The sequence below is a fragment of the Nitrincola sp. genome (assembly GCF_048264025.1).
Taxonomy (GTDB): domain Bacteria; phylum Pseudomonadota; class Gammaproteobacteria; order Pseudomonadales; family Balneatricaceae; genus Nitrincola.
In genome coordinates this window covers 96,894-120,871 of record NZ_JBLXDN010000012.1, presented here as the reverse complement: position 1 = coordinate 120,871, position 23,978 = coordinate 96,894, and the positions used below count along the sequence as shown (strand labels likewise).

General features: G+C 57.5%; 25 protein-coding genes. 15 read left to right on the top strand and 10 right to left on the bottom strand.

Annotation, left to right across the window (positions count from 1 at the left end):
* A partial coding sequence (locus tag ACN0R1_RS11025) for a chemotaxis protein CheW (RefSeq protein ID WP_417582763.1) occupies positions 1–589 on the top strand: 589 nt, incomplete at its 5' end.
* A gap of 78 nt (positions 590–667) precedes the next feature.
* Entirely contained in the window at positions 668–1,087 is a 420-nt protein-coding gene (locus tag ACN0R1_RS11020) for a DUF2802 domain-containing protein (RefSeq protein WP_417582761.1), read from the top strand.
* A 33-nt stretch (positions 1,088–1,120) separates the two neighbouring features.
* Here the strand turns inward: ACN0R1_RS11020 and ACN0R1_RS11015 are convergent, their stop codons facing one another.
* Complete coding sequence (locus tag ACN0R1_RS11015; RefSeq protein ID WP_417582759.1) at positions 1,121–1,396, bottom strand: EscU/YscU/HrcU family type III secretion system export apparatus switch protein; 276 nt, start codon at positions 1,394–1,396, stop codon at positions 1,121–1,123.
* Positions 1,393–3,576, bottom strand: coding sequence for a flagellar hook-length control protein FliK (locus ACN0R1_RS11010; RefSeq protein WP_417582757.1), 2,184 nt, complete (start codon positions 3,574–3,576; stop codon positions 1,393–1,395). Before ACN0R1_RS11010 ends, ACN0R1_RS11015 begins: the two co-directional genes overlap by 4 nt.
* Positions 3,577–3,686: 110 nt before the next feature.
* Between ACN0R1_RS11010 and ccmA the strand changes: the two genes are divergently transcribed.
* From ccmA to ACN0R1_RS10945, 13 genes are read left to right on the top strand one after another with little or no spacing between them, the layout of a single operon-like run.
* The gene (gene ccmA / locus ACN0R1_RS11005) at positions 3,687–4,328 is read left to right on the top strand and encodes a cytochrome c biogenesis heme-transporting ATPase CcmA (protein ID WP_417582755.1); all 642 of its coding nucleotides are present in this window, start codon (positions 3,687–3,689) and stop codon (positions 4,326–4,328) included.
* Positions 4,325–5,038 carry a heme exporter protein CcmB gene (ccmB, locus tag ACN0R1_RS11000; RefSeq protein WP_417582753.1) on the top strand — a complete coding sequence of 238 codons (714 nt, stop codon included), beginning with the start codon at positions 4,325–4,327 and terminating at the stop codon, positions 5,036–5,038. The genes ccmA and ccmB overlap by 4 nt, the downstream gene beginning before the upstream one ends.
* A gap of 18 nt (positions 5,039–5,056) precedes the next feature.
* Positions 5,057–5,812, top strand: a complete 756-nt coding sequence (locus tag ACN0R1_RS10995) for a heme ABC transporter permease (protein WP_417582751.1) — start codon at positions 5,057–5,059, stop codon at positions 5,810–5,812.
* Between the two features lie 7 nt (positions 5,813–5,819).
* Positions 5,820–5,999: a heme exporter protein CcmD gene (gene ccmD / locus ACN0R1_RS10990; RefSeq protein WP_417582749.1), complete on the top strand. Its 180-nt coding sequence runs from the start codon at positions 5,820–5,822 to the stop codon at positions 5,997–5,999.
* Positions 5,996–6,457 carry a cytochrome c maturation protein CcmE gene (gene ccmE / locus ACN0R1_RS10985; protein ID WP_417582747.1) on the top strand — a complete coding sequence of 154 codons (462 nt, stop codon included), beginning with the start codon at positions 5,996–5,998 and terminating at the stop codon, positions 6,455–6,457. The genes ccmD and ccmE overlap by 4 nt, the downstream gene beginning before the upstream one ends.
* Positions 6,454–8,415 carry a heme lyase CcmF/NrfE family subunit gene (locus tag ACN0R1_RS10980; protein WP_417582745.1) on the top strand — a complete coding sequence of 654 codons (1,962 nt, stop codon included), beginning with the start codon at positions 6,454–6,456 and terminating at the stop codon, positions 8,413–8,415. The genes ccmE and ACN0R1_RS10980 overlap by 4 nt, the downstream gene beginning before the upstream one ends.
* Before the next feature lie 15 nt (positions 8,416–8,430).
* The gene (locus ACN0R1_RS10975) at positions 8,431–8,982 is read left to right on the top strand and encodes a DsbE family thiol:disulfide interchange protein (protein ID WP_417582743.1); all 552 of its coding nucleotides are present in this window, start codon (positions 8,431–8,433) and stop codon (positions 8,980–8,982) included.
* The gene (locus tag ACN0R1_RS10970) at positions 8,979–9,500 is read left to right on the top strand and encodes a cytochrome c-type biogenesis protein (protein WP_417582741.1); all 522 of its coding nucleotides are present in this window, start codon (positions 8,979–8,981) and stop codon (positions 9,498–9,500) included. The genes ACN0R1_RS10975 and ACN0R1_RS10970 overlap by 4 nt, the downstream gene beginning before the upstream one ends.
* Positions 9,497–10,741 carry a c-type cytochrome biogenesis protein CcmI gene (gene ccmI, locus ACN0R1_RS10965; RefSeq protein ID WP_417582739.1) on the top strand — a complete coding sequence of 415 codons (1,245 nt, stop codon included), beginning with the start codon at positions 9,497–9,499 and terminating at the stop codon, positions 10,739–10,741. The genes ACN0R1_RS10970 and ccmI overlap by 4 nt, the downstream gene beginning before the upstream one ends.
* A 35-nt stretch (positions 10,742–10,776) precedes the next feature.
* A complete protein-coding gene (gene zipA / locus ACN0R1_RS10960; protein ID WP_417582737.1) occupies positions 10,777–12,150 on the top strand; it encodes a cell division protein ZipA in 1,374 nt (457 codons plus the stop codon).
* Positions 12,151–12,191: 41 nt separating this feature from the next.
* Positions 12,192–14,555, top strand: a complete 2,364-nt coding sequence (gene ligA / locus ACN0R1_RS10955) for an NAD-dependent DNA ligase LigA (RefSeq protein ID WP_417582735.1) — start codon at positions 12,192–12,194, stop codon at positions 14,553–14,555.
* A complete protein-coding gene (locus ACN0R1_RS10950; protein ID WP_417582733.1) occupies positions 14,552–14,779 on the top strand; it encodes a YheU family protein in 228 nt (75 codons plus the stop codon). The genes ligA and ACN0R1_RS10950 overlap by 4 nt, the downstream gene beginning before the upstream one ends.
* 16 nt (positions 14,780–14,795) lie before the next feature.
* The gene (locus ACN0R1_RS10945; RefSeq protein WP_417582731.1) at positions 14,796–15,482 is read left to right on the top strand and encodes a DUF4126 domain-containing protein; all 687 of its coding nucleotides are present in this window, start codon (positions 14,796–14,798) and stop codon (positions 15,480–15,482) included.
* 3 nt (positions 15,483–15,485) lie between these two features.
* On the opposite strand, the gene ACN0R1_RS10940 is transcribed toward ACN0R1_RS10945, so the two are convergent.
* Genes ACN0R1_RS10940 through ACN0R1_RS10905 form a run of 8 tightly spaced genes read right to left on the bottom strand, consistent with a single transcriptional unit; the run spans position 15,486 to position 23,973 of the window.
* The gene (locus tag ACN0R1_RS10940) at positions 15,486–16,145 is read right to left on the bottom strand and encodes an HPP family protein (protein ID WP_417582729.1); all 660 of its coding nucleotides are present in this window, start codon (positions 16,143–16,145) and stop codon (positions 15,486–15,488) included.
* 42 nt (positions 16,146–16,187) lie between these two features.
* Positions 16,188–18,164 carry a bifunctional tRNA (5-methylaminomethyl-2-thiouridine)(34)-methyltransferase MnmD/FAD-dependent 5-carboxymethylaminomethyl-2-thiouridine(34) oxidoreductase MnmC gene (gene mnmC, locus ACN0R1_RS10935; protein ID WP_417582727.1) on the bottom strand — a complete coding sequence of 659 codons (1,977 nt, stop codon included), beginning with the start codon at positions 18,162–18,164 and terminating at the stop codon, positions 16,188–16,190.
* The gene (locus tag ACN0R1_RS10930) at positions 18,157–18,540 is read right to left on the bottom strand and encodes a Na+/H+ antiporter subunit G (RefSeq protein WP_417582725.1); all 384 of its coding nucleotides are present in this window, start codon (positions 18,538–18,540) and stop codon (positions 18,157–18,159) included. Before ACN0R1_RS10930 ends, mnmC begins: the two co-directional genes overlap by 8 nt.
* Before the next feature lie 8 nt (positions 18,541–18,548).
* Complete coding sequence (locus ACN0R1_RS10925) at positions 18,549–18,818, bottom strand: K+/H+ antiporter subunit F (RefSeq protein WP_417582723.1); 270 nt, start codon at positions 18,816–18,818, stop codon at positions 18,549–18,551.
* Positions 18,812–19,306, bottom strand: a complete 495-nt coding sequence (locus ACN0R1_RS10920; RefSeq protein ID WP_417582721.1) for a Na+/H+ antiporter subunit E — start codon at positions 19,304–19,306, stop codon at positions 18,812–18,814. Before ACN0R1_RS10920 ends, ACN0R1_RS10925 begins: the two co-directional genes overlap by 7 nt.
* Positions 19,303–20,814 (bottom strand): monovalent cation/H+ antiporter subunit D, encoded by a 1,512-nt coding sequence (locus ACN0R1_RS10915; RefSeq protein WP_417582719.1) that lies wholly within the window; start codon positions 20,812–20,814, stop codon positions 19,303–19,305. The genes ACN0R1_RS10920 and ACN0R1_RS10915 overlap by 4 nt, the downstream gene beginning before the upstream one ends.
* Positions 20,811–21,176, bottom strand: a complete 366-nt coding sequence (locus ACN0R1_RS10910; protein WP_417582717.1) for a Na+/H+ antiporter subunit C — start codon at positions 21,174–21,176, stop codon at positions 20,811–20,813. Before ACN0R1_RS10910 ends, ACN0R1_RS10915 begins: the two co-directional genes overlap by 4 nt.
* Position 21,177: 1 nt before the next feature.
* Positions 21,178–23,973 carry a monovalent cation/H+ antiporter subunit A gene (locus ACN0R1_RS10905; RefSeq protein ID WP_417582715.1) on the bottom strand — a complete coding sequence of 932 codons (2,796 nt, stop codon included), beginning with the start codon at positions 23,971–23,973 and terminating at the stop codon, positions 21,178–21,180.
* Positions 23,974–23,978 lie beyond the last annotated feature (5 nt).

The following is a 23,978-nucleotide window of genomic DNA, read 5'->3' as shown; positions in this document are numbered from 1 at the left end:
GCCAGAGCCAGAGCCAGAGCCAGAGCCAGAGCCAGAGCCAGAGCCAGAGCCAGAGCCAGAGCCAGAGCCAGAGCCAGAGCCAGAGCCAGCACCCGCTCCACAACCGGCTCCAGCGCCCCAGCAGGCAGCGACTCAGCCTCCACCGCCGGAAGCGGCTGCGCTGGGAGCAGAGGTCAACTGTATCCTGCTGGATATGCATGGCCTCAAGCTCGCGGTTCCGTTCGACAAGGTTGATGGCGCGCTTCAGCTGGAAGATCTGTCGATGGTGCTGGATGGGCCTGAATGGATTATTGGTCGCTTTGGTGATGATCCGGCCTGGACCCACGTTGTCGACTCGGCGCGTTGGCTGATACCGGAACGCTATAAGCCGGAATATTCCAAATATTCGGAAGTCGTTATTCTGCGCGGTCGGCGCTGGGCGCTTGCCTGTGATGAATTGATCAAGTCAATTCGCATCAAGACATCCGATATCAACTGGAATCGTAATCGTGAGCAGCGTTCCTGGCTGCTGGGTACCTACATGGCTGAACGTTGCGCAGTGCTTGATATCGAACAGATGCTGCTGGAATTCGAAGCCTGTCGCACCTGAATACGATGAACCCCGCCACGGGATCGGGTACACTGTCCTATTCGGATTAACCCTGTCTGAACGGAGCACGGATTCGGCGTGGCGGAATACACACAGCTAATCATGTTGGGCATGGCAGTGCTGACGCTGCTGGCTGCAGCGATCTGCATTCATGTGCTGATCCGCGTTAAGCGTCAGGAACGTCGTCACCAGGCGCTTATCAACGTGCTGCGTAACGAAATTCGTGCCATGACAAACGGCTCCATCGGTATGGGCAAGCGCCTGATGGCAATCGAGCGTACCCTCAATATTACGGTTGAGAAACAGCAGGAGCTGGAGAACCGTGACCCCGGTGTGTTGGCGTATAACCAGGCGGCCAAGTTGATGGAGATGGGTGCATCGGTCGATGACCTGGTGCGCAACTGTGGTATCGGTCGTCCTGAGGCAGAGCTGATGGCTCTGCTGCATCGAGAGCTGCACAGCAGCGAAATGTTGCCGGAACAACAACAGCGTCACTAACCCTGAGGCTGCTGTGATCCTGGCGCCTTGTTTCTAGTCCTTCCCGTCCTTCTTGAGCCCGTAGGCAAAGGCGATCACTTCTGCAATGGCACGGTAGAGCGCTTCGGGTATCTCGTCACCCAGCTCCAGCCGAATCAAAACCTCAATCAGCTCAGGGCTCTGGTGAATGTGAATGTCGTGCTCTTCAGCCAGTGCCAGAATCTGTTCGGCGATAAGCCCGCGCCCCTTGGCGACCACCTTGGGTGCGCTGCCTGAATCGGCATCATAACGTAGAGCAACGGCGCTTTTTTCGTCCAGGCGATCACTCATGTGTGTACATCCACCAGACGGCGTTGAACCGTTGTGAGTTCTGGCTGACTGGGGCGCCCGGCAAGGACCTGAACGTTCTCGACCAGAAATCCTTGCTGGTGCAGCGTATCCGTAAACGGTGCCAGACGTGTATTGATCAGGTTTTGGGTCTGTGGCTCCTCTGCCCAGAACTGTAGCTGCAAACGCCAGCCTTCCTGCAAACTGAGTCGGGCATCAACACTGCCATGGTCATCCAGATCGAAATGCAAGGCGGCATTCCACAGTGACAGCATTTCACCATCGGGCTGGCGCTCTCTGCGTTCGGTAATGGTCAGTTCTGCATTATCAAAACGTTCGGCCTGCCGGATGGGCAAGTCCAGTCGGTAAACCCTTTCCATGGAACCATCCGGCTGCTCTTTCCAGGCCTGAAGGCTGCTGACCTGTTGGCTGGTCGAGCGTGCCTGAAGTGCATCGACCAGACGTGTCATTTGCTGGCGCGCACCTTCGGGGAGCTGCTCCGCAGCCTTGAGCAGTTGCCCCAATTGCTGCTTGAGGTCCGCCTGAGGGGCTGCCTTATCGGCACCGGGCTGTCCAAGCCGTGCTTCAGTTAACAGACCTCCTTGCTGCAGGTTTCGCTTCACGGCCTCGCCGGCATCCTCACTACCCGGACTCACGCCAAACAGGCTAAGCATGGACTGGACCAGCTGGTTAACAGCGCTTTGATTGCGCGCGGCGGGGCTTTGGCTGAGCTGAACCAGCTGATTAAGGGCATCACCAAACGGAATCTGCTGCGGCAACGCATCGCGCAGTGCCTGCTGTACTGCAGGCAGCTGCAAACTGGACTGCACGGGAGGCTGGAGCTGAGGCAGGGGGGAAAGGCTGACCTGCTGGCTATCAGTACGCGTCAGCACGACCTGTTGACCAACCATTAATGGACGGGGGCTGATCAGATTAATGCGCTCACCTGCCAGACTCAGCTGTACCTGGTGCTGCACAGGTTTGGCGATCGGCTGCTGCATGTTCAAACTGCGCGCCAGTTGCTGGCTTTTCTGCGTCAGGGCTGCTGTTTGTGATCCAGTGGCGCCTTCTCGACCATTTGCCGTGTTTGCCTGGGACTGAGTTTGACCAGGGTTCTGATTTTGAGGGGTGTTCTGACCTTGAGGAGCGTTTTGGGTACTGGGTGACGGGTTGCCTGAACCGGTTGCGCCACCAGGGTTAGGCTGAGCGGTGGGCGCAGAGGTAGAGGGGGCTGTACTGGATTGTGATGCGGCGGTCTGCCCTTGGGGTTGAGTCGTGCCTGCGCCGTTTGCAGAAGCAGCACCTGCCGTATTCTGTGCTGTGGCTGGCGCGGGTGTAGTCAGGGTGTTCATCTGGCTGATCTGTGCACGATACAGCACCGCCTTGGCCGCGGGAGGTTGGCTTTCGGCTGTGCCGGATGGCGCCGGCAAAGTCTGGGCTGGCGGCTGAGAAACGCCACGGGGCTGAGCTTGCGCAGGAGTTTGTGAAGCCGCGCCAGTTTGTGCTGGAGCAGACTGAGTTGGTGTATTGTCTCCCTTGCCTGTCGTGGCAGGAGATGCGGGTGTTGCCGTGTTTGCCTGGGTGCTGCTGGCTGTGGCGGGCGTGCTGCCGGTGTTCGAAGCTGATCCAGTCTGACCGGGGCTGGTTTGAGAGTTCTGTTGGCCTGCGATGCTGGCCGTGTTTGGCGCCGAGGCTTGAGCCGCACCCCCGGCAGTGCCGCTGCTGCCTGACGCTGGTTGGGCGCTTGCCGTCAGAGGCGTTGATTGCATCACCTGCGCCTGTTTAGGCGTGTTCAGTGGCAGGGACTGCATGATCTGCGCACTGTTTTGCTGGGCCACATTGAGCAAAATTCGGTTGAGATTGGCGCCCGTGTTGGCCGGTGTTTGCGTTTGCGGGTTGCCTTGGGGCGGCAGTTGAATCTGCAATTCCCCACTGGGGCTTCGGGACAGGTTGATACGATCCCCGCTTGAAAGGGGCGCGCGGGTGATCAATTCCAGCAGGCGATTGTTGGCCTCGACCTGAATCCGAAACACCTGGCCAGAGGTGTCTCCACTGGCGACACTGCGAACTACCGCCTGAATCTCGCTGCCAGCTGCGGGCAGTCCGGAACTGGCCGATGACGACTGAGTGGATGTGCTGCTGGTTGAGGTCGCACTGTTTGGGACTGTGGTTGGGGGTAACAAGAGCCCTGTCCTTCCTGCAAAAGTTGAGCCTGACGCTGAGTGGGCATTCTGTATATAATGGCCCATTTGTTCATTATCGACCAAGAGTCCGTTTTTTAAAGGGTCCAAGCGTGGCAGATCAGCTGTTAACCGTGCAAAACCTCTTCTGTGAACGTGACGACCGAGTACTGTTCAATCGCCTGGGATTTTCTGTCTCGCCGGGTGAAATCGTCCAGATCGAAGGTCAGAACGGCAGTGGTAAAACCACTTTGCTGCGGATACTCAGCGGCCTGTCGCGTAACTATGAAGGCGAGATCTTCTGGCGTGGCGAGCCTGTTGCTGAAGTACGTGAAGAATTTTGTCGTAACCTGCTCTATTTTGGCCATCAGGCAGGGGTAAAAGCGGTGCTTTCACCTCAGGAAAATCTGCGCTGGTATGCCGCTCTGAGCCCATCCATCGATGCAGATGCCATCGACCAGGCGCTGGAGCAGGTGGGACTGCGTGGATTTGAGGATGTGCCCTGTCATTCGCTATCGGCTGGGCAAAATCGCAGGGTGAGTCTGGCTCGCCTGTATTTGAGTCACGCGCCTTTATGGATTCTGGATGAGCCTTTTACCGCCATCGATAAACGCGGGGTGGCGGCTAAAGAGGCGTTGTTGTTGCGCCATGCCCAGCAGGGCGGCAGCGTGATTCTGACCACGCATCATGAACTGGGTATTCGTGGGCCGGTACGTAAAATCAACCTGGATCAGTGTGCGGGAACTTCACAATGACAATGCTGACTAACCCCGGTGAGCCGCGGCAGCAAAGCCTGTTGGGACTGTTCTGGGCCACCTGCCGACGCGAGTATCTGCTGTCCTTTCGGCGCAAGAGTGATCTGGTCAATCCGCTGATCTTCTTCCTGATGGTGGCAACTCTGTTTCCGTTGGGTGTGAGCCCCGAACCGGGATTTCTGTCGCAGCTGGCACCGGGTGTAGTTTGGGTCGCTGCGTTGCTGGCGACCTTGCTGTCGATGGATGCCCTGTTCCGATCCGATTTTGAAGACGGCTCGCTGGAACAGCTGTTGCTGAGTCCGCAGCCGCTGTTTGTCGTGGTGCTGGCCAAGGTGTTGGCACATTGGAGTGTGACAGGACTGGCATTGACCCTGATGGCGCCGTTGCTTGGCATGATGCTGTTTTTACCCGGTGATGGCATGCCGGGGTTGATGCTGAGTCTATTGCTGGGTACGCCCACTTTGAGTCTGGTCGGCGCTATCGGCGCGGCCTTGACGGTTGGTTTACGCAAGGGTGGGGTGTTGATTTCGCTGCTGGTATTGCCCTTGTACATTCCAGTACTGATTTTTGGCTCCAGTGCTGTGCAGGCCGCCGTAACCGGTTTGCCGCTGGGAGGTTACCTTGCACTGCTGGGTGCCCTGTTGGCCCTGGCACTGGGTCTTGCGCCGCTGGCGATCAGCGCCGCACTGCGAATATCCATGAGTAGCTAAGACTAATAAAGAGACGTTATGGCGGATAAAAATTGGATGCCGCGCTGGTTCTACCAGCTGGCCTCACCACGCTGGTGTTACCAGATCACCGGTAAGCTCCTGCCCTGGTTTGCACTGGTTGCAGGCCTGGCTTTGATTGGTGGAACCATTTGGGCGTTGCTGTTTGCTCCGGCCGACTACCAGCAAGGTAACAGTTTCCGCATTATTTACCTGCATGTGCCTGCCGCCATACTGGCTCAATCGGCCTATATGCTGATGGCTCTGGCTGGCGCTATCGCTTTGATCTGGAAGATGAAAGTGGCGGACATGGTGCTCAAAAGCGCAGCGCCTATCGGTGCAACCATGGCCGTATTGGCACTGGCAACCGGTGCCATCTGGGGCAAACCGACCTGGGGCTCCTGGTGGGTGTGGGATGCGCGTCTGACCTCCATGCTGATCCTGTTTTTCCTCTACCTCGGGGTGATGGCATTGAACTCTGCCATCGAAAACGAGTCCACTGCTGCGCAGGCATCGGCGGTTCTGTCGCTGGTGGGGGTCGTCAACATCCCGATCATCAAGTATTCGGTGGAGTGGTGGAATACGCTGCACCAGCCGGCCACGTTCACATTGACGGAAAAGCCGGCCATGCCTGCCGAGATGTGGGTGCCATTGCTGGTGATGGTGGTGGGCTTCTACTGTCTCTTTGCGGTCTGTCTGATGATGCGACTGCGCAATGAAATCGTCTGGCGTGAGCGACGCACCGGTTGGGTGCGTGAACTCCTGAGCAAGCAGTGAGGTTGTGGTGAGTTTTAGCAGTTTTTCCGAGTTCCTGGCCATGGGTGGCCACGGGCTCTATGTCTGGCTTAGCTATGGATTGGGCGTCGCCGTCATATTGATGAACCTGGTACTGCCCTGGTTGCAACGTAACCGCTTGCTGGCGGAGCAGAAACGCCGTCTGCGCCGTGAGGAGAATGCTCAATGACACCGAAACGCAAACAACGCCTGATCATCGTGCTATTTATCGTTGTCGGCGTCAGTGTCGCTGTGGGGCTGACCATGTTCGCACTGAGCCAGAATATCAATCTGTTCTATTCCCCAACCCAGATAGCAGCGGGTGAAGCACCACAGGATACCCGTATCCGTGCCGGTGGCATGGTGGTAGATGGCAGTGTCCAGCGTGATCCGAACTCTCTCTTTGTGCGCTTTGATATTACCGACTACGACAAGACCGTAACCGTTGAGTACACCGGTATTTTGCCGGACCTGTTCCGTGAAGGTCAGGGTATCGTGGCTCAGGGTTCCCTGAATGAAAAGGGTGTATTGAACGCGGTAGAAGTGCTGGCCAAGCATGATGAAAACTACATGCCGCCAGAAGTTGCCGAAGCGCTCGAAAAAGCAGGCAAAATGCCGAAGCCTGAAGGTCAGGAGTTTAACAAATGATCGATATGGTCGTTCCTGAGCTGGGTGAATTCGCCCTGATTCTAGCTTTGTGTTTGTCTGTACTCCTGGCCGTGGTCCCCATGGTGGGTGCCACCCGCGGGAATGTGCTCTGGATGAGTTTTGCCCGTCCGCTTAGCAAGGGCATGTTCCTGTTCACGCTGTTCAGTTTTATCTGCCTGAGCTGGTCCTTCCTGTACAACGATTTCTCGGTTGCCTATGTGGCCAGTAACTCCAACTCGGCATTGCCCTGGTACTACCGCCTGAGTGCAGTTTGGGGTGGTCATGAAGGGTCGCTATTGCTGTGGGCTCTGATTTTGTCGGCCTGGACGCTGGCCGTGGCGATTAAAAGCGAGAACCTGCCGCAGGATATTATCGCCCGCGTACTGGCGGTGATGGGCTGGATTTCAATTGGTTTCTATCTGTTTATCCTGTTTACCTCCAGCCCGTTCGAGCGCCACCTGCCGGCTTTCCCGCAAGAAGGTGCTGACTTGAACCCGCTGCTGCAGGACTTCGGCCTGATCGTGCATCCGCCGATGCTGTATATGGGCTACGTAGGCTTCGCAGTTTCCTTCGCTTTTGCCATTGCGGCTCTGTTGAGTGGCCGTTTGGACGCGGCCTGGGCGCGTTGGTCACGTCCCTGGACGTCTGTGGCCTGGGCATTTTTGACCTTGGGTATCGCGCTGGGCAGCTGGTGGGCGTATTACGAGCTTGGCTGGGGCGGCTGGTGGTTCTGGGATCCGGTCGAAAACGCTTCTCTGATGCCCTGGCTGGTGGGTACCGCGCTGATTCACAGTCTGGCGGTCACCGAGAAACGTGGTGTATTCAAGAGCTGGACAGTACTGCTGGCGATCTTTGCCTTCTCACTGAGTCTGTTGGGAACCTTCCTGGTACGTTCCGGTGTCCTGACCTCGGTACATGCCTTTGCCTCCGATCCTGAGCGTGGCCTGTTTATTCTGGTAATGCTGGCGGTGGTGATCGGTGGTTCCCTGTTGCTGTATGCCCTGCGTGCCGGTCAGATGCGCAGTGAATCCAGCTTTGCATTGCTGTCGCGCGAGAGCCTGCTGCTGGTGAACAATGTTTTGTTGGTGGTGTCCTGTGCCATGGTGCTGTTGGGTACAATCTACCCGTTGATTGTCGATGCGCTGGGCATGGGCAAACTATCGGTAGGTCCTCCATATTTTAACGCTCTGTTTGTACCCCTAGGCGCAATACTGGTGGTGTTTATGGGCATCGGCGTGATCAGTCGCTGGAAGCAGATGCAGCTGAGTATGCTGGTGCAGCAGCTGTGGTTGCCGGGAGTTGTCGCACTGGTATTGGGTGTCGGATCTACCTGGCTGTTTGCCGCTGAACTCAAGCCTTGGGTCACTCTGGGGCTGGTGCTGGCCTGGTGGGTCGTGCTCAGCGGTGTACGTGATCTCTATAACCGTCTCCGCCATCGCCGCGAGAAACTGGCGGGTCTGTTCAAACAGACGCGCAGTTACTATGGCATGGTGCTGGCTCACCTGGGTGTGGCTGTACTGGTAGTGGGTGTGGCACTGGTATCCATCTACAGTGAACAGCGCGACCTGCGCATGCAGCAGGGTGACTCCATTACCTTCCGCGAGTACACCTTCATCTACGACGGTAACCGTCATGTAGAAGGTCCGAACTACACCTCGGATCAGGGGCAGATCCGTGTGCTGCGTGATGGTAAGCCTTATACCGAAATGCATCCGGAAAAACGTCTCTACACTGCGCGCGGTAATGTGATGACCGAGGCCGCGATTGACCCGGGCTTCACCCGAGACCTCTATGTGGCGTTGGGCGAACCGCTGGAGAACGGCGCCTGGGCGGTACGTGTGCAGTATAAACCCTATGTGCGCTGGCTCTGGCTGGGTGGTCTATTGATGACCTTTGGTGGCCTGTTGGCAGCGTCTGATCCGCGCTACCGCAAACGTCGTGCGGCCGTAGCGGCCTGATGCTGAGAGGTGAAGATGAATAACCGTAAGCTGTTTGCCTTTATCCCCCTGGTGATCTTTCTGGTGCTGGGCATTTTCCTCTGGCGTGGTTTGTCACTGGACCCGACCGAGCTGCCTTCGGAGCTGGCAGAGAAGAAACGTCCATTGCCGACGTTTGAACTGCCGTCCTTGACCGAGCCCGACAAGATGCTGACTCCGGCGGATCTGTCGGGAGAGGTATCCTTGCTGAATGTCTGGGCAACCTGGTGCCCGACCTGTAAGGAAGAGCATGGTTTCCTCAACCGCTTGGCCCAGGATGAGGGTGTGACCATCTACGGCATCAATTACAAGGATGAGCCGGGTAAGGCGCGTGAATGGCTGCGTCGTTACCTCAATCCGTACAAAGCGGTTGTGCTGGATCAGAACGGTACCCTTGGCCTGGACATGGGTGTTTACGGTGCCCCTGAAACCTACGTGCTGGATGCTGAGGGCCGCGTACGCTACCGCCACGTGGGAGCCGTTGATGCCAACGTTTGGAAGACCTTGCAGCAAGTGATGCAGCAGGTTCGTGCGGAGACACAGGGATGATAAGACAACTCTGCCTGTGGTTGCTCCTGCTGGCACCGCTCTCGGCTTCGGCTGCGATTGATGCCTACGAGTTCTCCAACGACCAGAATGCGGAACGTTTCCATCAGCTGACCGGCGAGCTGCGTTGTCCCAAGTGTCAGAATCAGAATATTGCCGACTCTGACGCCCCTCTGGCTGCCGACTTGCGCCGTGAGGTCCATCGTATGGTGGAAGCGGGTGAGGCCGACGACAGCATTATCGACTTCATGGTGACCCGCTATGGCGAGTTCGTGCTCTACCGTCCGCGCGTGACGACCACGACCTGGCTGCTCTGGTACGGTCCTTTTGTCTTGCTGGGTATCGGTATTCTGGTGGTAATCCTGATCAGCCGCAGTCGCAGGAATCGACAGGCCATGAAAACGAATGCGGCCGTTGCTGCCCCGTCTGCGCAAGATGAGCGCTATCGCCCCAGTGAGAGCCTGACGCCGGAAGAGGCGGAGCGCCTGAACAAGCTATTGCAACAGGAAAAAGATCAATGAGTACACTCTGGATCGGTATCGCAGTCCTGACACTGATCGCAATTGCGTTCATGTTTGCGCCGGTGGTGCGTCATCAGCGTCTTGCGCGCAGCGAGGCGACCGAACGTCGTCAGCAGAATATCGATATTTTCCGTGAGCGTCTGGACGAGCTGGAAAATGAGCGCCGCCAAGGCACTCTGGCCGAGCAGGAGTTTGCCACTCTAAAGCTGGAGCTGGAGCGCAACCTGCTGATTGACGCGGAAGACGAACCGGCTGCAGAAACACCCAAGCGCGCCCGTGTCGGGCAGGCGCAACTGGTGACGGTGACTCTGTTGGCTCTGATGATACCGGCTGCTGCGTTGGGTCTGTATAACCACCTGGGTCGCGCTGCCGATCTGGAGATTGCATTGAATACACCGCCCGGCTCCAACGGTCAGATGAGCATGGAGCAGGCAATCGCATCTCTGGAACAAGAGTTGGCGGCGAACCCTGAAAATCCCGAGGGCTGGTACCTGCTGGCGAATACTCATATGAACATGGGTAATTACGCAGCCGGGCGGGATGCCTTTGCCAAGGTACTCGACTTCCTGCCGCAGGACGCACCTCAGTACGCCAGCGTAATGGGCCAGCTGGCACAGGCAATGTACTTTGCCAATAACGCGGTCATGGATGCTCAGGTCCGCGAGCAGATCAATGCCACCCTGGCGTTGGAACCTTATGAAATTGCTGCCTTGGGGCTGCTGGGTATTGATGCCTTTGAACAGGAAAACTATCTGGCTGCCATCGAGCACTGGCGTAAGGCACTGATTAATGCCGATGGCACAGCAGCGGATTCCCTGCGCAGTGGTATCGCCCGTGCTCAAGAGCAACTGGCCGCGGCCGGTCAGCCGGTGCCTGATGTGCCTGAAATGAATCAGGCCAGCATTAAGGTACAGGTAAGCCTGGATCCCGCCTTGCTGGAGCAGGTTGACCCCGAACAAACACTGTTTATCTTCGCCCGCCCTGTGGGAGGTCGTATGCCACTGGCGGCTGTTAAGCGTCAGGTAAAGGATCTGCCGCTAGAGTTGGAACTGACAGATGCCATGGCGATGGCGCCGCAGGCCCGTCTGTCGATGCATGATCAAGTGGAAATCAGCGCGCGCATTAGCCTTTCGGGGCAGCCACAGCCTCAGGCGGGTGACCTGGAAGGAACACAAAGTCCGGTTGCGACGCGAGGCCGCGAGGCGCCTGTTTCACTGGTGATCGACCAAGTGTTAAAGTAAGGCACGGGCGTTTATTAACAGGGTAAGGCGAAAATATGGATATCAGTCTGCGCGAATGGCTAATCATCGGCGGTGTACTGATTGTAATACTGATTCTGGTGGACGGCTGGCGGCGCGTCAGTGCCAACCGCAGTCGACTCAAGCTGGAAATTGACCGAACCCTGTCGGAATTGGGTGATGGCGGCGGCGATGGACATAATCCTGAGCTGCCCAATGGTGGCGCGCGCAAGCGTCAGGGGGCAGAGATGCCACCCGCTCAGCCGCCTTCCATGCGCAGTAAGGAGCGGGTGGAGCCCAGTCTTGAGCCCTCGGTCGATGCAATCCCCGAGCTGACCGAAATGGATCCCCTGTTTGATGATATTCCGACGCGTGAGGAAGCCTCGGCTGCGCGTGGTCGGAGCAAGTCACGCTCGCGCAAGCCTGATGCTAAACCGGTTGCTACGCCTGCTCCCGTGATCGAAGAGCCCAGTCCTGAGCCTCTGTTTGCTGAGCCGGAAGTCGCTGCCCGCAATGACGACGAACTCCTGCAGGCCGTTGATCGTGGTGACCTTCAGGGTTCGGCGTTGGAGATGGACTATCCGCTGAAGGAAGAACCGCTACCGGTATATTCAGAAGCCAGGGACGCGGACTCCCAGCATGAGTTGGGGCTGGACCTGGATCAACCGATCCCGACGCTGTTTGATCAGATCGGCACGGATCTGCCGGATGATACCCTGGCAGCCTACCGTGACTCCTTTGAGCGCGAAGTTGAACGTGAGGAGTCCGTCCAGCCGGAAGCAAGCTCACTGAGCGCAGTGGAGCCGATTATTGAACCGGTTGCCGACACCGGTGCGCGAATAGAGCCGGAATTTGATACCGCACCTGAGCCGACTGTAGAGCCTGAACAACAGGCCGCCAGTGTTGAAGAGCCCACTCAGCCTGAAGACGCAGCGCCCGTTGTGAAACAGGGGCCCAAGCGGGCGTCTATGCCGGATCCCGAGCATGTGCTGGTGATCACGGTGGTTGGCCGTAACGGTGAACGCCTGCCTGGACCTGCGTTGGGCAAGATAGTCGATGCCTGTGGTATGGACTGGGGTGATATGTCGATTTACCACCGTGCTGAGGACAGCTCGCCGGGCTCTCCAATCCAGTTCAGTATGGCCAATGCCGTAGCACCGGGGACCTTCGACCCGGATAACATGGATGCACTGGAGACGCCTGCCGTTACCTTCTTCATGTCCATGAGTGAGCCTCAGGACCCGATGACGGCCTATGAGTGCATGCTCGCCACAGCGGAAACGCTGGCCAAACACCTTAATGGTGAACTGATCGATGAAGATCGCTCGGTGATGAGGCCCCAGACCAAGGAACATTATCGCGAACGCATCCGAGAGTTTCAGATGCATCAGCGGCAACGACGGGTCAATTAAGGCCCGTTTTTGTTTTTAACCGACTTAAGATATCCACAGACATGACCCTTCCCGCTTCTGTAATTGAACGTGCCGAGTCGCTGCGCAGCGAGCTCGAAGCGCACAACTATCGTTATTATGTCCTGGATGAGCCCAGCGTCACTGACAGTGAGTACGATCGACTGTTTCAGGAATTGAAGGCACTTGAGGCTGAATACCCCGAGCTGGTGACGCCAGATTCCCCCACTCAGCGTGTCGGGAAAAAGCCGGATACCGGTTTTGCCGAAGTGCGCCATGAGCAGCCCATGTTGTCACTGGATAACGCCTTCAATGATGAAGATATGGCCGCTTTTATCAAACGTATCGGTGAGCGCCTGGAGCTGGATGATACCGCCGGCCTGGAAATTGCCTGTGAGCCCAAGCTGGATGGCATCGCCGTCAGCCTGATGTATGAGCAGGGGCGTCTGGTGCGTGCTGCAACCCGTGGCGATGGCACCACTGGGGAAGATATTACCCTGAACGTACGTACCCTGCCTTCTGTGCCGCTGCGTCTTATGAGCACTGGCTGGCCGGAACGTCTGGAGGTCCGTGGCGAGATCTACATGCCCCGTGCCGGTTTTGAGCAGCTCAATGAACTGGCGCGAGCGGCGGATGAAAAAACCTTTGTGAACCCGCGCAATGCCGCCGCGGGCAGCCTGCGTCAACTTGATCCGTCGGTGACAGCCAGACGCCCGCTGGAGTTCTGCTGTTACAGCACCGGTGTTGTCGAAGGTGGCGATTTGCCCGACCGCCATGCCGAGCGCCTGCAGCAGTTGAACCTGTGGGGGCTGAAGATCAACAGCGAAATGCGTGTCGTACAAGGCCTGGCAGGTTGTCGCGAGTACTATGAGCAGCTTGCCGCGCGACGTGATCAATTGGCCTATGACATCGATGGCATCGTGTTCAAGGTCAACCGTTTGGAGCAGCAGACGCAGCTTGGCTATATCGCCCGTGCGCCGCGCTGGGCCATTGCCCACAAGTTTCCGGCACAGGAAGAAGCGACCCGGCTGAATGCGGTCGAGTTTCAGGTTGGCCGTACCGGTGCGATTACGCCGGTGGCACGTCTGGAGCCGGTATTTGTGGGGGGCGTCACGGTCAGCAATGCCACCCTGCATAACATGGACGAAATCGCTCGCCTGGGTGTGCGCGCCGGGGATTGGGTTATCGTGCGCCGTGCCGGTGATGTGATTCCCCAGATTGCAGCGGTGCAGCTAGAGAAGCGCACCGGTGAGGAAACCGAGGTTCTGATTCCTGAGCACTGCCCCGTGTGTGGTGCGGATGTAGAACGTGTGCGTCTGGTTAAACGCGGCAAGGGGCGTGAGCAGCACAGCGAAGGCTCGGTGTACCGCTGCGTTGGCCGTTTGTCCTGTCAGGCGCAATTGATTCAGGCGCTGATCCACTTTGTGTCGCGCAAGGCGATGGATATTGACGGTCTGGGCGAAAAGAATATTGAGCTGTTGGTTCAAAACGAGCTGGTGCGCTCCCCGGCAGACCTGTATCGCCTGACAGTGGATCAAGTACTGGCGCTGGAAGGCTTTGCTCAGTTGTCATCCGAGAACCTGGTCAACGCCATTGCTGCCAGCCGTGAGGTCGAACTCGCGCGCTTTATCTATGCTCTGGGCATTCCTGAAGTGGGTGAGGGCACTGCACGTACTCTGGCAGCCCAATTGGGTACTCTGCAACGACTGCGCGAAGCCGAACCGCTGTTACTGACCTGGTTGCCGGATATTGGTCTGGAAGTGGGTCATGAAATACACAACTTCATGCAGGACGAGCATAACCGCCAGGCGCTGGATGATCTGCTGGAGCAGGGTATCCAGCTGCAGAATGAGGCGGATATTGCAGTGGCGCTGCAAGGTGCCATAGGGCTGGATCAGCTGTTGCTGCGCATGGATATTCCAGGTGTCGCCAAAACTGGCGCAGAGGCCCTGGCTGGCTATTTCAAAGCCCTTGAGCCCCTGTTGGCGGCAGATGAGTCCGTGCTGGCCGAAATCCCCAAGTTGAGTCGCAAGGCGCGTGATGGCGTTATGCAGTGTCTGAGCAATGCACTGTGGGTTGAGCAGGTCCGTCGTCTGGAACAGCAACTGCGTGACTTTGGCATGCACTGGGAGTCCGAGGTCAAAGAAACGGCAGGCGCAAACACTCAGCCTTTGCTGGGACAAACCTGGGTGTTGACTGGCACGCTGGAGCAGATGACCCGTGATGAAGCCAAGGATCGCTTGTTGGCACTGGGTGCCAAGGTCAGTGGCAGTGTGTCTGGCAAGACGCACATGCTGGTGGCAGGCCCTGGCGCTGGCTCAAAACTGGCCAAAGCGGAAAAGCTGGGTGTGCCCGTGATGGATGAGGCTGCTTTTCTGCAGCAGCTGGCCGAGTGGGAGTCCGCATGATCGTACCCTGGCAGGAGCTGGACCCTGACACGCTGGATAACCTGATTCAGGAATTTGTCAGCCGAGACGGCACTGACTATGGTGAACAGGAGTACAGCCTTGCCGATAAGGTCAGTCAGGTGAGACGCGCGCTGGCAAAAGGTGAGGCGGTATTGATCTTCAGTGAGCACACAGGCCTGTGCAATATCGTACCGGCCGATCAGGTGCGTGACTGGAACCACTGAATAGCGGGGCAGACCTGTGGAACAGCTCGACCAGATGACATCATTGATCGCCTTGAGCATGGGGGTTGCCTGGGCGAGCGGGATTAACCTCTACGCCACAGTACTGATGTTGGGTGTTCTATCCAACATGGGCCACCTGACACTGCCGCCGGGGTTGGAAATTGTCAGTGATCCACTGGTGATGATGGCAGCCGGATTCATGTATTTTGTCGAGTTTTTTGCCGATAAAATTCCCGGCGTGGACACCGGTTGGGACAGCCTGCATACCTTCATCCGTATCCCGGCGGGAGCCGCATTAGCGGCAGGTGCTGTGGGTGATATGAGTCCGGTGGTGGAGCTGGCCGCTGCACTGGTTGGTGGTTCCATGGCGGCAGGTAGTCATGCCCTCAAAGCGGGTACGCGTGTCGTGATCAATACGTCCCCCGAACCGTTGAGCAACTGGACGGCGTCATTCAGTGAAGATCTTATAGTGATCGGCGGCCTGTGGACGGCTTTGAACCACCCGCTCTGGTTCCTGGGCGCACTGATTCTGTTTATCGGGCTGCTGATCTGGATACTGCCCAAACTATGGCGGGCGGTGAGAAAGGTTTTCAGCGTGCTGGCAGGGTGGCTGAGTGGCGGACAAAAAGCCTCAGGGCCACCTGAAGATCCTCTGGAACAAACGGCCTCAAAAGCGGCTGGGCGGCAGCTGCCACCTCAGTAGCTATCAAGCCCAGCTTTCAACCCGGGCATTGTTGATCAGCATACGCAGCAGGTCGGTACGGCAGACGATTCCTTTCAATCGATCCTGCTCATCAATCACGGGAATAGCGCCGATATCGTAGCGTACGAAGCTGGCAGCAATGCTTGAGACGGGAGTCGAGGGCGAAGCTACAACCATCTGCTTGTGGTAGGCCTGAGTCACGCTCACAGGTGAGTCGGTACCTTTTGCCAGAATATCGTCTCGTGACAGCAGGCCAAGTGCCCGTTCGTCATCGTCGATCAGTATCAGGTGATACACCTCTTGTGCCTGCATCAGCTCCCATGCTTTACGCAGACTGGTATCCGTTGTGACGGTCAGCACCGGGCTGCTCATGACCTGAGCCGCTTTTAGCTCCTGAGGTTTGCTGGAAACCGAAGCCTGTTCTCGCCCTGCCTGGTCATAGCCCTTGGGAGACTGGCGCCGGTCCTTGGGCGGCAGCTGAAAACGCTCCCGTGACAATTGTATCTGCTCTTCTGTTTCGAGCTGTCGTTGAGCCTTTTCCCCAGATGAGGGAAGGTGAGATGTTGTGCTGCTCTGTTGCATCGATTCCACACCGCGTTGCCGAAACAACGAGTCAACGGGAGTCTGAATCCGATATCCCTGATCGTAGATGACAAGTGCCATAGGCTACCTCCGCACTTCACCGGTAAACTCCGGCTATTCCTATTATAGCGACCCGCGGATGAGATTCTTGATGATAAAACGTCCCGGATGCAGGATGCGCAGCTGTTCTGCCGCCAATGGCAGAGGGGTTCCGGCAATCAAAGCGGCTAACAGCTCTCCTGTAATTGGACCCGTAATCAGTCCTTTGGATCCATGTCCCAGGTTAATAAACAGGCCCGTGTGATAGGCAGGCAGGGCATCCAAGGGCCAGCGCGCATCGTCCCTCAGTTTGGCATAATTTTGGATATAGGCCTCAAAGTCTGGCGCCGGGCCGGCCAAGGGCAAGTAATCCGGTGTACTGCAGCGTTGTGCCACACGGCCATCAAGCTTGGTTGAGGCGAGTGCCTCGCCCAGCTTTGGCAAGGCGCGGGCGAGAATATCAAGGTTGTGCTGGTGCTCGTCAGCACGGACATCCAGTTCAGTATCGCCGACCTTGAATGAGGCACCGAAACAGTAGCGCTTGGCAAAAGGTGGCGAGATATACCCCTCACCACAGACAACGGTTTTCAACGCGGCCTCTGTTTCCGGGGCATCGGCCTGGGACGTTTGTCCACGAATGGGTTTCAGTGGCAACCAGTTCAGGGGTGTGAAGTTGCGGCTACCGGTCGCGCAGCAGACCACAACCTGCGATGCGCTATGCTCAGTCCCCAGCAACTGCCAGCGCCCGTCACGGAACACCAGATCACTGACCTCAGTATCAAACTGACAACTGATTAACGGATGGTCGAGCAGGATCTGACAGAGTTCAGGGGGGGATACCCAGCCGGCCTTGGGGAAAAACAGGCCCGGTGCCGGCGTCTCTATCCCTGACAGTTGGCTAGCTTCTGCCTGAGTGACAGCTTGGGCCAGAGATTCCGGATAGGCATCGCCTCGAATAATGTCGGTCTGTCGCTCCAGCTCCTTGGCGTTCAGTGCCAGTTGAAGCACACCGCAGAGTTCACCCAGCGCAGGTTGTTGCCGCATCAGTGGATTGAGTAGCCCGCAGCTGTATTCCAGACCGCTGAGGTGAAAGCGACTATGGGCTGTCGGTTTGGCGGGCAACTTGGCATAGAGAGCGCCCTGAGGGTTACCCGAGCCTTCTTGAGCAGGCGCCGAGTGACGATCCAGTACTTGCACCTGAATCCCTTTCTCGGCCAGCGCACGTGCGGTTGAGGCGCCAGCCAGGCCGGCGCCGATGATGATGACGGGCTTGGTAGCCGGCTGAGGATCTGGAGGCCGGCTCCAGATCGGTAAAATGTCCGAATGTCGACTGGTGAGGGCTGGGTCTGTCTCTGATGCCCGCATGATACCGGCCAGCATTTCACGTTTGCGGCCAAAACCGGGGCGTTTCTCAACCTCGAACCCTACGTCCTGCAGCCCTCGCCGTACCAGGCCCGCCGCGGTAAAGGTCGCAAAACGAGTGCCGGGGCGGCTGAGGCGAGCGATCTGGTGGAACAGTGCCTCGGTCCAGAGGTCGGGGTTCTTGGCCGGGGCAAAGCCGTCCAGAAACCAGCTGTCGACCTTCGCTTCCAGCTGCGGAAGCTGGCTGCTGGCATCGCCAAACAGTAAGGTCAGCAGCACGCGGCCACCATCAAACCTGAGGGTGTAGAAGCCTTCGACCGGTGCCGGATAGGCGTCAATCAACTGACTGGCTCCGTCGCTGAACTGGGGGAAGGCTTCAAGGGCTTTGGTCAGGTCGCCCACCGCCAGCGGGTACTTCTCGCAGGAGATGAAGTGGAGCTGTTGGGGAGCGGAGGTCGTTTTCAGCCAAAGCTGACGTGCACACAGGAAGTTGAGACCGGTACCAAAGCCGGTTTCAGCGATGACAAAGTGCGGCTGGCTCAGGGCAGCAAAGCGGTCCTCCAAGTGGTTAGCCTGCAGGAATACATACTCGGTTTCAGCAATGCCGCCATCGCGATTGAAATAGATATCACCAAAACGATCGGACTCCGGCGAGCCCGCCTGCCAGCTAAGCTCGGCCGTTTGCAGGCGCTTACTCATGATTGGAGCTGTCTGCGGTCACCGGAGGCTGCTGTTCGCGAGCGGTTGCTATCAGGTGCTGCGAGCGCGTACGGCGAAGCGCCTTGTTTTCATGGTGCAGCGCGGTTTTAGCCAGCATATGAGCGGTAATGGGGGCGGTAATCAACAGGAACAGGGTGATTAGCAGTTCGTGTACGCTGAGATAACCCTGCTCATAGCTCATCATCACCATGGAGGCGATCAAAATGCCGCCCATCCCCACAGTTGTTGCCTTGGTCGGCGCATGCAAACGCGTATAGACATCCGGCAGTCGTGAAAGCCCCAGAGAACCAACCAAAACGAAAAAACCACCGACCAGCAGCAGCACACAAACCAGGATTTCAACCAAAGTATTCATACAAATCCTTATTCAATAATATCGCCGCGCAGCAGGTACTTGCACAGGGCTACGGTGCTGACAAAGCCCAGCATGGCGATCAGCAGAGCCGCTTCAAAATAGAGATTGGTGCCCATGTGCATGCCATATAACAGGATCAGAGCAATGCTGTTGATGTACATGGTATCCAGTGCAAGGATACGGTCGGACAGGTCCGGCCCCCGCAACAGCCGCCAGAGGTTCAACACCAGGGCGATACAGACGAAGGCGCTGACAATGTAAATGGTGGTATTCAGCATCCGAATATCTCCTTCAGCGGGGCTTCATAGCGCGCCTTGATCTCGGCAATCAGCGCCTGCTCATCGGTAATATGCAGAGCGTGTATGTAGAGCCACTGGTGGTCTTCGGAGACTTCAGCGCTGACCGTACCGGGAGTCAGTGAGATGGTACTGGCGAGCAGGGTAATCGGCAGGTCGCCCTTGATATCCAGAGGAATGGCAACGAAGCCGGGTTGCAGCTTGCGCATCGGTCCCAATACGAGAATGGCTACATCGATGTTGGCGGTGACGATATCACCCAGCACACGCAGGGTGTAGCGCACGGCAAGCAGGGGCTTGAGTACCCTTGGCTGCTCCGTTTTAAGCGGTGCACAGAGCAGCGGAATGGTGAAGGCAAGGAATGCGGCCAGCACCAGATGGCCCGGCGCTACGGAGTTGTTAAGCAGCAGCCAGCTGACAAACAGCAGCAGGCTGTGCACCGGCATGGGCAACCAGCTAGACAGACTCATGAAGGACCTCCAGGCAGCAGAACATCCAGGGATTCAGACACCTGGTGCAACTGTTTAGCGGTGGCGTCGGTGTATTCGGTCAGCGGGCCACCAAAGATGACCATCAGCGGCGCGGCCAGCAGCAAAAGGGTAACAGCCGCCACCTGCCAGTTGGACGCCGGGTCCGCCTGGCTCTTGTCACTGCTGCGGCGCCAGAACAGAGTCGTACCGGCACGGGACAGGGCAATGATGGTGATCAGGCTGCTGATCAGGATGGTGGGCCAGACCCACAGCATTTCAGCGCTGGACTGGGCTGACTGCAGCATCAGCAGTTTGCCGACGAAGCCGGAAAACGGTGGAATGCCGGCGATGGTCATCGCCGCGATAAAGAAGCAGACCCCCAGCAGGGCTGGCTGGCGCACCTTACGCGAGATCACAAAACGGTCACCGGCCTTGCCGCGTTGATCACTGATCAAGCCGGCCACCAGGAACAGTGCTGCGCTGATGAAAGTACTGTGGACCAGATAGTAGAGTCCTGCCGCAGTGGCCTGCTCATTCTGCAGGGCAACGGCAATCAGCAGGGTGCCGACGGACACAATTACCAGGTTGGCGGTCAGTTCACGCAGGTTGGGGCTGGCCAGGGCGCCGATGCTGCCGGCAACTACGGTCATAATGGCCAGCGGCCAGATCCAGGGCTCGATCATATTGGCCAGAGGACCGGCGTTGTCACCAAACACCACCGTATGCACACGGAACAGGCTGTAGATGCCGACCTTGGTCATGATGGCGAACAGGGCGGCCACCGGTGCTGCCGCTGACGCGTAGGCACGGGTCAGCCAGAAGTGCAGTGGCAACATGGCGGCCTTGAGACCAAAGACAGCCAGCAGCAGCATGCCGCCGGCACGTGCCAGCACCGCTTCGGCTTCAGACAGCTGCGCAACCTTGGTCGACATATCCGCAATATTCAGGGTGCCCAGCGTACCGTAGAGGATACCCAGAGCAAACAGGAACAGGCTGGAGCCGACCAGGTTCAGCGCTACATAGTGAAAGCTGGCCTGAGTCTTCTGTTTGCCACCGCCGTGAATCAACAGGGCATAGGAGGCAATCAGCAGCACCTCGAAGAATACGAACAGGTTGAAGATATCCCCGGTCAGAAACGCACCGTTGATACCCATCAGCTGGAACAAAATCAGCGGGTGGAAGTAGGCACCGGTTTTGTCCTCGCCAGCACAGGCATACAGCAAGGCTGCCAGGCCCAGTACCGAGGTCAGCAGTACCAGCAGTGATGACAGCAGGTCAGCTACCAGCACGATACCAAAGGGCGGATTCCAGTCACCCAGGACATAGATCTGAATGCCTTCAGAACGGCTGTGCAGCAATAAGGCAAGGCTAAGTACCAGCGTCAGGGCTGCTACAAACAGTGATGCAGCGCGCTGGCGTTCCAGACTGGAACTGAGCGGCGGCAGCAGAAGCAGCAAGGCGCCCAGAAGGGGCACCAGAACCGGCAGTATGGGGAGGTGGTCGATCATGCCTGGTCCTTCTTGCGGCGCGTTTTGGTTTCAGGTTGAGGCGGCAAACGACCATCGACGTGGTCGTTACCCAGATCGGCACGGGCGCGCATGGCCAGAATGACGACAAAAGCGGTCATGGCGAAGCCGATAACAATAGCGGTCAATACCAGTGCCTGCGGCAGTGGGTCGGCATAGGTGTAGGAGGTGCCGAGGATTGCGGCACCATCCAGCTTCAGACGGCCACTGGAGAACAGGAACAGGTTGACGGCATAGGACAGCATGGTCAGACCCAAAACAACGGGAAAAGTGCGTCCACGCAGGCAGAGAAAAATACCCGCAGAGGTTAGCAGACCGACACAGACGGCATATACGGCTTCCATATTATTCAGACTCCGGCTGAGTTGGACGGTGGTTGGTGGTGAGCTTGCCCAGATTGGCCAGGATAAGCAGGGTGGCACCGATTACGGTCAGGTACACACCCAGATCAAAGACCATGGCGCTGGCCAGTTCGAATTTGCCGATCCAGGGCAGCTTGAAGTAATCAAACCAGGAGGTCAGGAACGGGCGCTCGAAGGCCCAGCTGCCCAGGCCTGTCAGGGTTGCAATCAAAACCCCGCTGCCGATTAGCCACTGGTAATCCAGTTTCAGTCGCTCTTTGATCCAGTCGACACCATGGGCAACGTACTGCTGCACCAGCGCAACCGAGGTCACCAGACCTGCGATAAAGCCACCGCCTGGCAAGTTATGACCACGCAGGAAGATGTAGACGGAGACCAGCAGGGCCAGTGGCAGAAGGCTCTGGGAAATCACGGCCAGCATCATCGGGTGACGGTCACGCGCCCAGGGGCGTCCGTGTTCATCTCCGGCGGGCATGAACAGACGCATGCGGGCAATCAGCTTGAAGATACCCAGCGCGGCGATGCCCAGTACAGTGATTTCACCCAGCGTATCGAAGCCACGGAAGTCCACCAGTATGACGTTGACCACGTTGGTACCGCCGCCACCGACCTTACTGTTGGCGAGGAAGAAGTCAGAGATGCTGTCCAGCGGACGCGTCATCATGGCGTAGTTTATGGTACCGATAACGCCACCGATCATGGCTGAAATGGTCAGGTCCCGGACCACGCGGCGTGGTGAAGACTCTTTCGGCGTTTTCTGTGGCAGGAAGAAGAGTGCCAGCATCAGCAGAATAACCGTCGCAACCTCTACGGACAGCTGGGTCAGTGCAAGGTCCGGTGCCGAGAAGCGGGCAAAGGCGATCGATACGATCAGACCCACAACCGACAGTGTCAGCAGGGCAATCATACGTTTGCGATGCCAGATAACCGTAGCGATGGCACTCAGGCAGAGCAGGACTGCAGCCGTAATCTCAACGCCATCAATTGGCAGGTGCGGACGCAAACCGGCGGTGGTATTCAGGTCCATCAAGGGGCCTGCAATCATCACCAGCGCAAACAGCAACAGCATCCACATGTAGCGCTGCAGAGAGCCGTTCTCGTAAAACTTGTGGATGCGGGTTGCTGCAGCCACCAGCCACTGAATGGCACTCTCAAAGGCCATTTTGGCGTCATTTTCAGGGAACTGAGCCTGAAACTGGAACAGGTGACGGCGGTTATAGTAAATCAGCAGGCCACCCATCATGGCGATCAAGCTCATCAGCAACGGCAGGTTGAAACCGTGCCAGATGGACAGGCTGTACTCGGGCAGTTGCCCGGCCAGCACGGCCGATGAGGCCGAGTCCAGCAGGCTGCCGATGATGTAACCCGGGAAAATACCCAGCAGCAGACAGAGTGCTACCAGAATCTCGACCGGAATACGCATGTAGCGTGGTGGCTCGTGCGGTGTCTTCGGCAGGTCGATCGGTTCACCGTTAAAGAACACGTCATGGATAAAGCGAGTGGAGTAGGCCACCGAGAAAATACCCCCCAGTGTGGCCAGTACTGGCACCATCCAGGACAGGGAGCCCAGAGAGACCTGATGCAGGGTTTCCGCGAAGAACATCTCCTTCGACAGGAAGCCATTAAGCAGTGGCACACCGGCCATGGAGGCGGCTGCCACCATCGCCAGGGTGGCAGTGTACGGCATGTATTTCCACAGGCCGTTGAGCTTACGCATATCGCGCGAGCCGGACTCATGGTCGATGATGCCAGCCGCCATGAACAGTGATGCCTTAAAGGTGGCGTGGTTGATGATATGGAAGATGGCGGCCACGGCGGCCAGCTCGGTATCCATACCAAACAGCAATGTAATCAGACCCAGGTGACTGACAGTGGAGTAGGCCAACAGGCCTTTGAGGTCATGCTTGAACAGAGCGATATAGGCACCCAACAGCAGGGTAGCCAAACCGGTCAGACTGACAATCAGGAACCAGAGCTCGGTACCGGACAGTACCGGGTAGAAACGGGCCAGCAGGAAAATACCGGCCTTAACCATGGTGGCCGAATGCAGGTAAGCACTGACAGGTGTTGGTGCTGCCATGGCATGCGGCAGCCAGAAGTGGAACGGGAATTGAGCGGATTTGGTGAATGCACCCAGCAGCACAAGTACCAGAGCTACAGGGTAAGCGCTATGCTCACGCAGGGTATCGCCACTGGCCAGCACAACACTCAGATCGTAACTGCCCACAATATGGGCGATCAGCAGCAGGCCTGCCAGCAGTGCCAGACCACCGGCACCAGTGACGGTCAACGCCATACGGGCGCCTTTACGGGCCTCACTCTTATGATTCCAGAAGCTGATCAGCAGGAAGGAGCTTATACTGGTCAACTCCCAGAATAACCAGAGCTGGATCAGGTTGTTGGCGGTCACGATGCCCACCATTGCTGTCATGAACAGGATCAGGTAGGCGTAAAAACGGGACATGGAGTCTTCAGAAGACAGGTAATAGCGGGCATACAGGATAATCAGCAGCCCGATGCCCAGAATCAGCAGACAGAACAGCAGTGCCAGGCCGTCCAGACGAAAGGCCAGTTCAAGCCCCAGCGAGGGTATCCAGCTGAAACGCTCTTCCAGCGTAGCACCTGCGAACACCTGAGGGGCTGCGTACAGGACCATGAATAGTGCTATGGCCGGCAGAATCGCGGTCATCAGCGCACAGGCGCTGCGGCCGAACCTTTCGGTCAGGAGCGGCATCAGGGTACCGACGAGCGGCAATAAGGGTATCCAAAACAGGTTCATCAGCG

Bases quoted from the DNA above. Each gene is read 5' to 3' on its own strand.
- ACN0R1_RS10950 (WP_417582733.1), top strand. From the start codon at position 14,552: ATGATCGTACCCTGGCAGGAGCTGGACCCTGACACGCTGGATAACCTG.
- ACN0R1_RS10915 (WP_417582719.1), bottom strand. From the start codon at position 20,814: ATGATCGACCACCTCCCCATACTGCCGGTTCTGGTGCCCCTTCTGGGC.
- ACN0R1_RS10995 (WP_417582751.1), top strand. From the start codon at position 5,057: ATGGCGGATAAAAATTGGATGCCGCGCTGGTTCTACCAGCTGGCCTCA.
- ACN0R1_RS10920 (WP_417582721.1), bottom strand. From the start codon at position 19,306: ATGAGTCTGTCTAGCTGGTTGCCCATGCCGGTGCACAGCCTGCTGCTG.
- ACN0R1_RS10980 (WP_417582745.1), top strand. From the start codon at position 6,454: ATGATCGATATGGTCGTTCCTGAGCTGGGTGAATTCGCCCTGATTCTA.
- ACN0R1_RS10910 (WP_417582717.1), bottom strand. From the start codon at position 21,176: ATGGAAGCCGTATATGCCGTCTGTGTCGGTCTGCTAACCTCTGCGGGT.
- ligA (WP_417582735.1), top strand. From the start codon at position 12,192: ATGACCCTTCCCGCTTCTGTAATTGAACGTGCCGAGTCGCTGCGCAGC.
- ACN0R1_RS10975 (WP_417582743.1), top strand. From the start codon at position 8,431: ATGAATAACCGTAAGCTGTTTGCCTTTATCCCCCTGGTGATCTTTCTG.
- ACN0R1_RS10940 (WP_417582729.1), bottom strand. From the start codon at position 16,145: ATGGCACTTGTCATCTACGATCAGGGATATCGGATTCAGACTCCCGTT.
- ccmI (WP_417582739.1), top strand. From the start codon at position 9,497: ATGAGTACACTCTGGATCGGTATCGCAGTCCTGACACTGATCGCAATT.
- zipA (WP_417582737.1), top strand. From the start codon at position 10,777: ATGGATATCAGTCTGCGCGAATGGCTAATCATCGGCGGTGTACTGATT.
- mnmC (WP_417582727.1), bottom strand. From the start codon at position 18,164: ATGAGTAAGCGCCTGCAAACGGCCGAGCTTAGCTGGCAGGCGGGCTCG.
- ACN0R1_RS10925 (WP_417582723.1), bottom strand. From the start codon at position 18,818: ATGCTGAATACCACCATTTACATTGTCAGCGCCTTCGTCTGTATCGCC.
- ACN0R1_RS10970 (WP_417582741.1), top strand. From the start codon at position 8,979: ATGATAAGACAACTCTGCCTGTGGTTGCTCCTGCTGGCACCGCTCTCG.
- ACN0R1_RS10930 (WP_417582725.1), bottom strand. From the start codon at position 18,540: ATGAATACTTTGGTTGAAATCCTGGTTTGTGTGCTGCTGCTGGTCGGT.
- ccmB (WP_417582753.1), top strand. From the start codon at position 4,325: ATGACAATGCTGACTAACCCCGGTGAGCCGCGGCAGCAAAGCCTGTTG.
- ACN0R1_RS11015 (WP_417582759.1), bottom strand. From the start codon at position 1,396: ATGAGTGATCGCCTGGACGAAAAAAGCGCCGTTGCTCTACGTTATGAT.
- ccmE (WP_417582747.1), top strand. From the start codon at position 5,996: ATGACACCGAAACGCAAACAACGCCTGATCATCGTGCTATTTATCGTT.
- ACN0R1_RS10905 (WP_417582715.1), bottom strand. From the start codon at position 23,973: ATGAACCTGTTTTGGATACCCTTATTGCCGCTCGTCGGTACCCTGATG.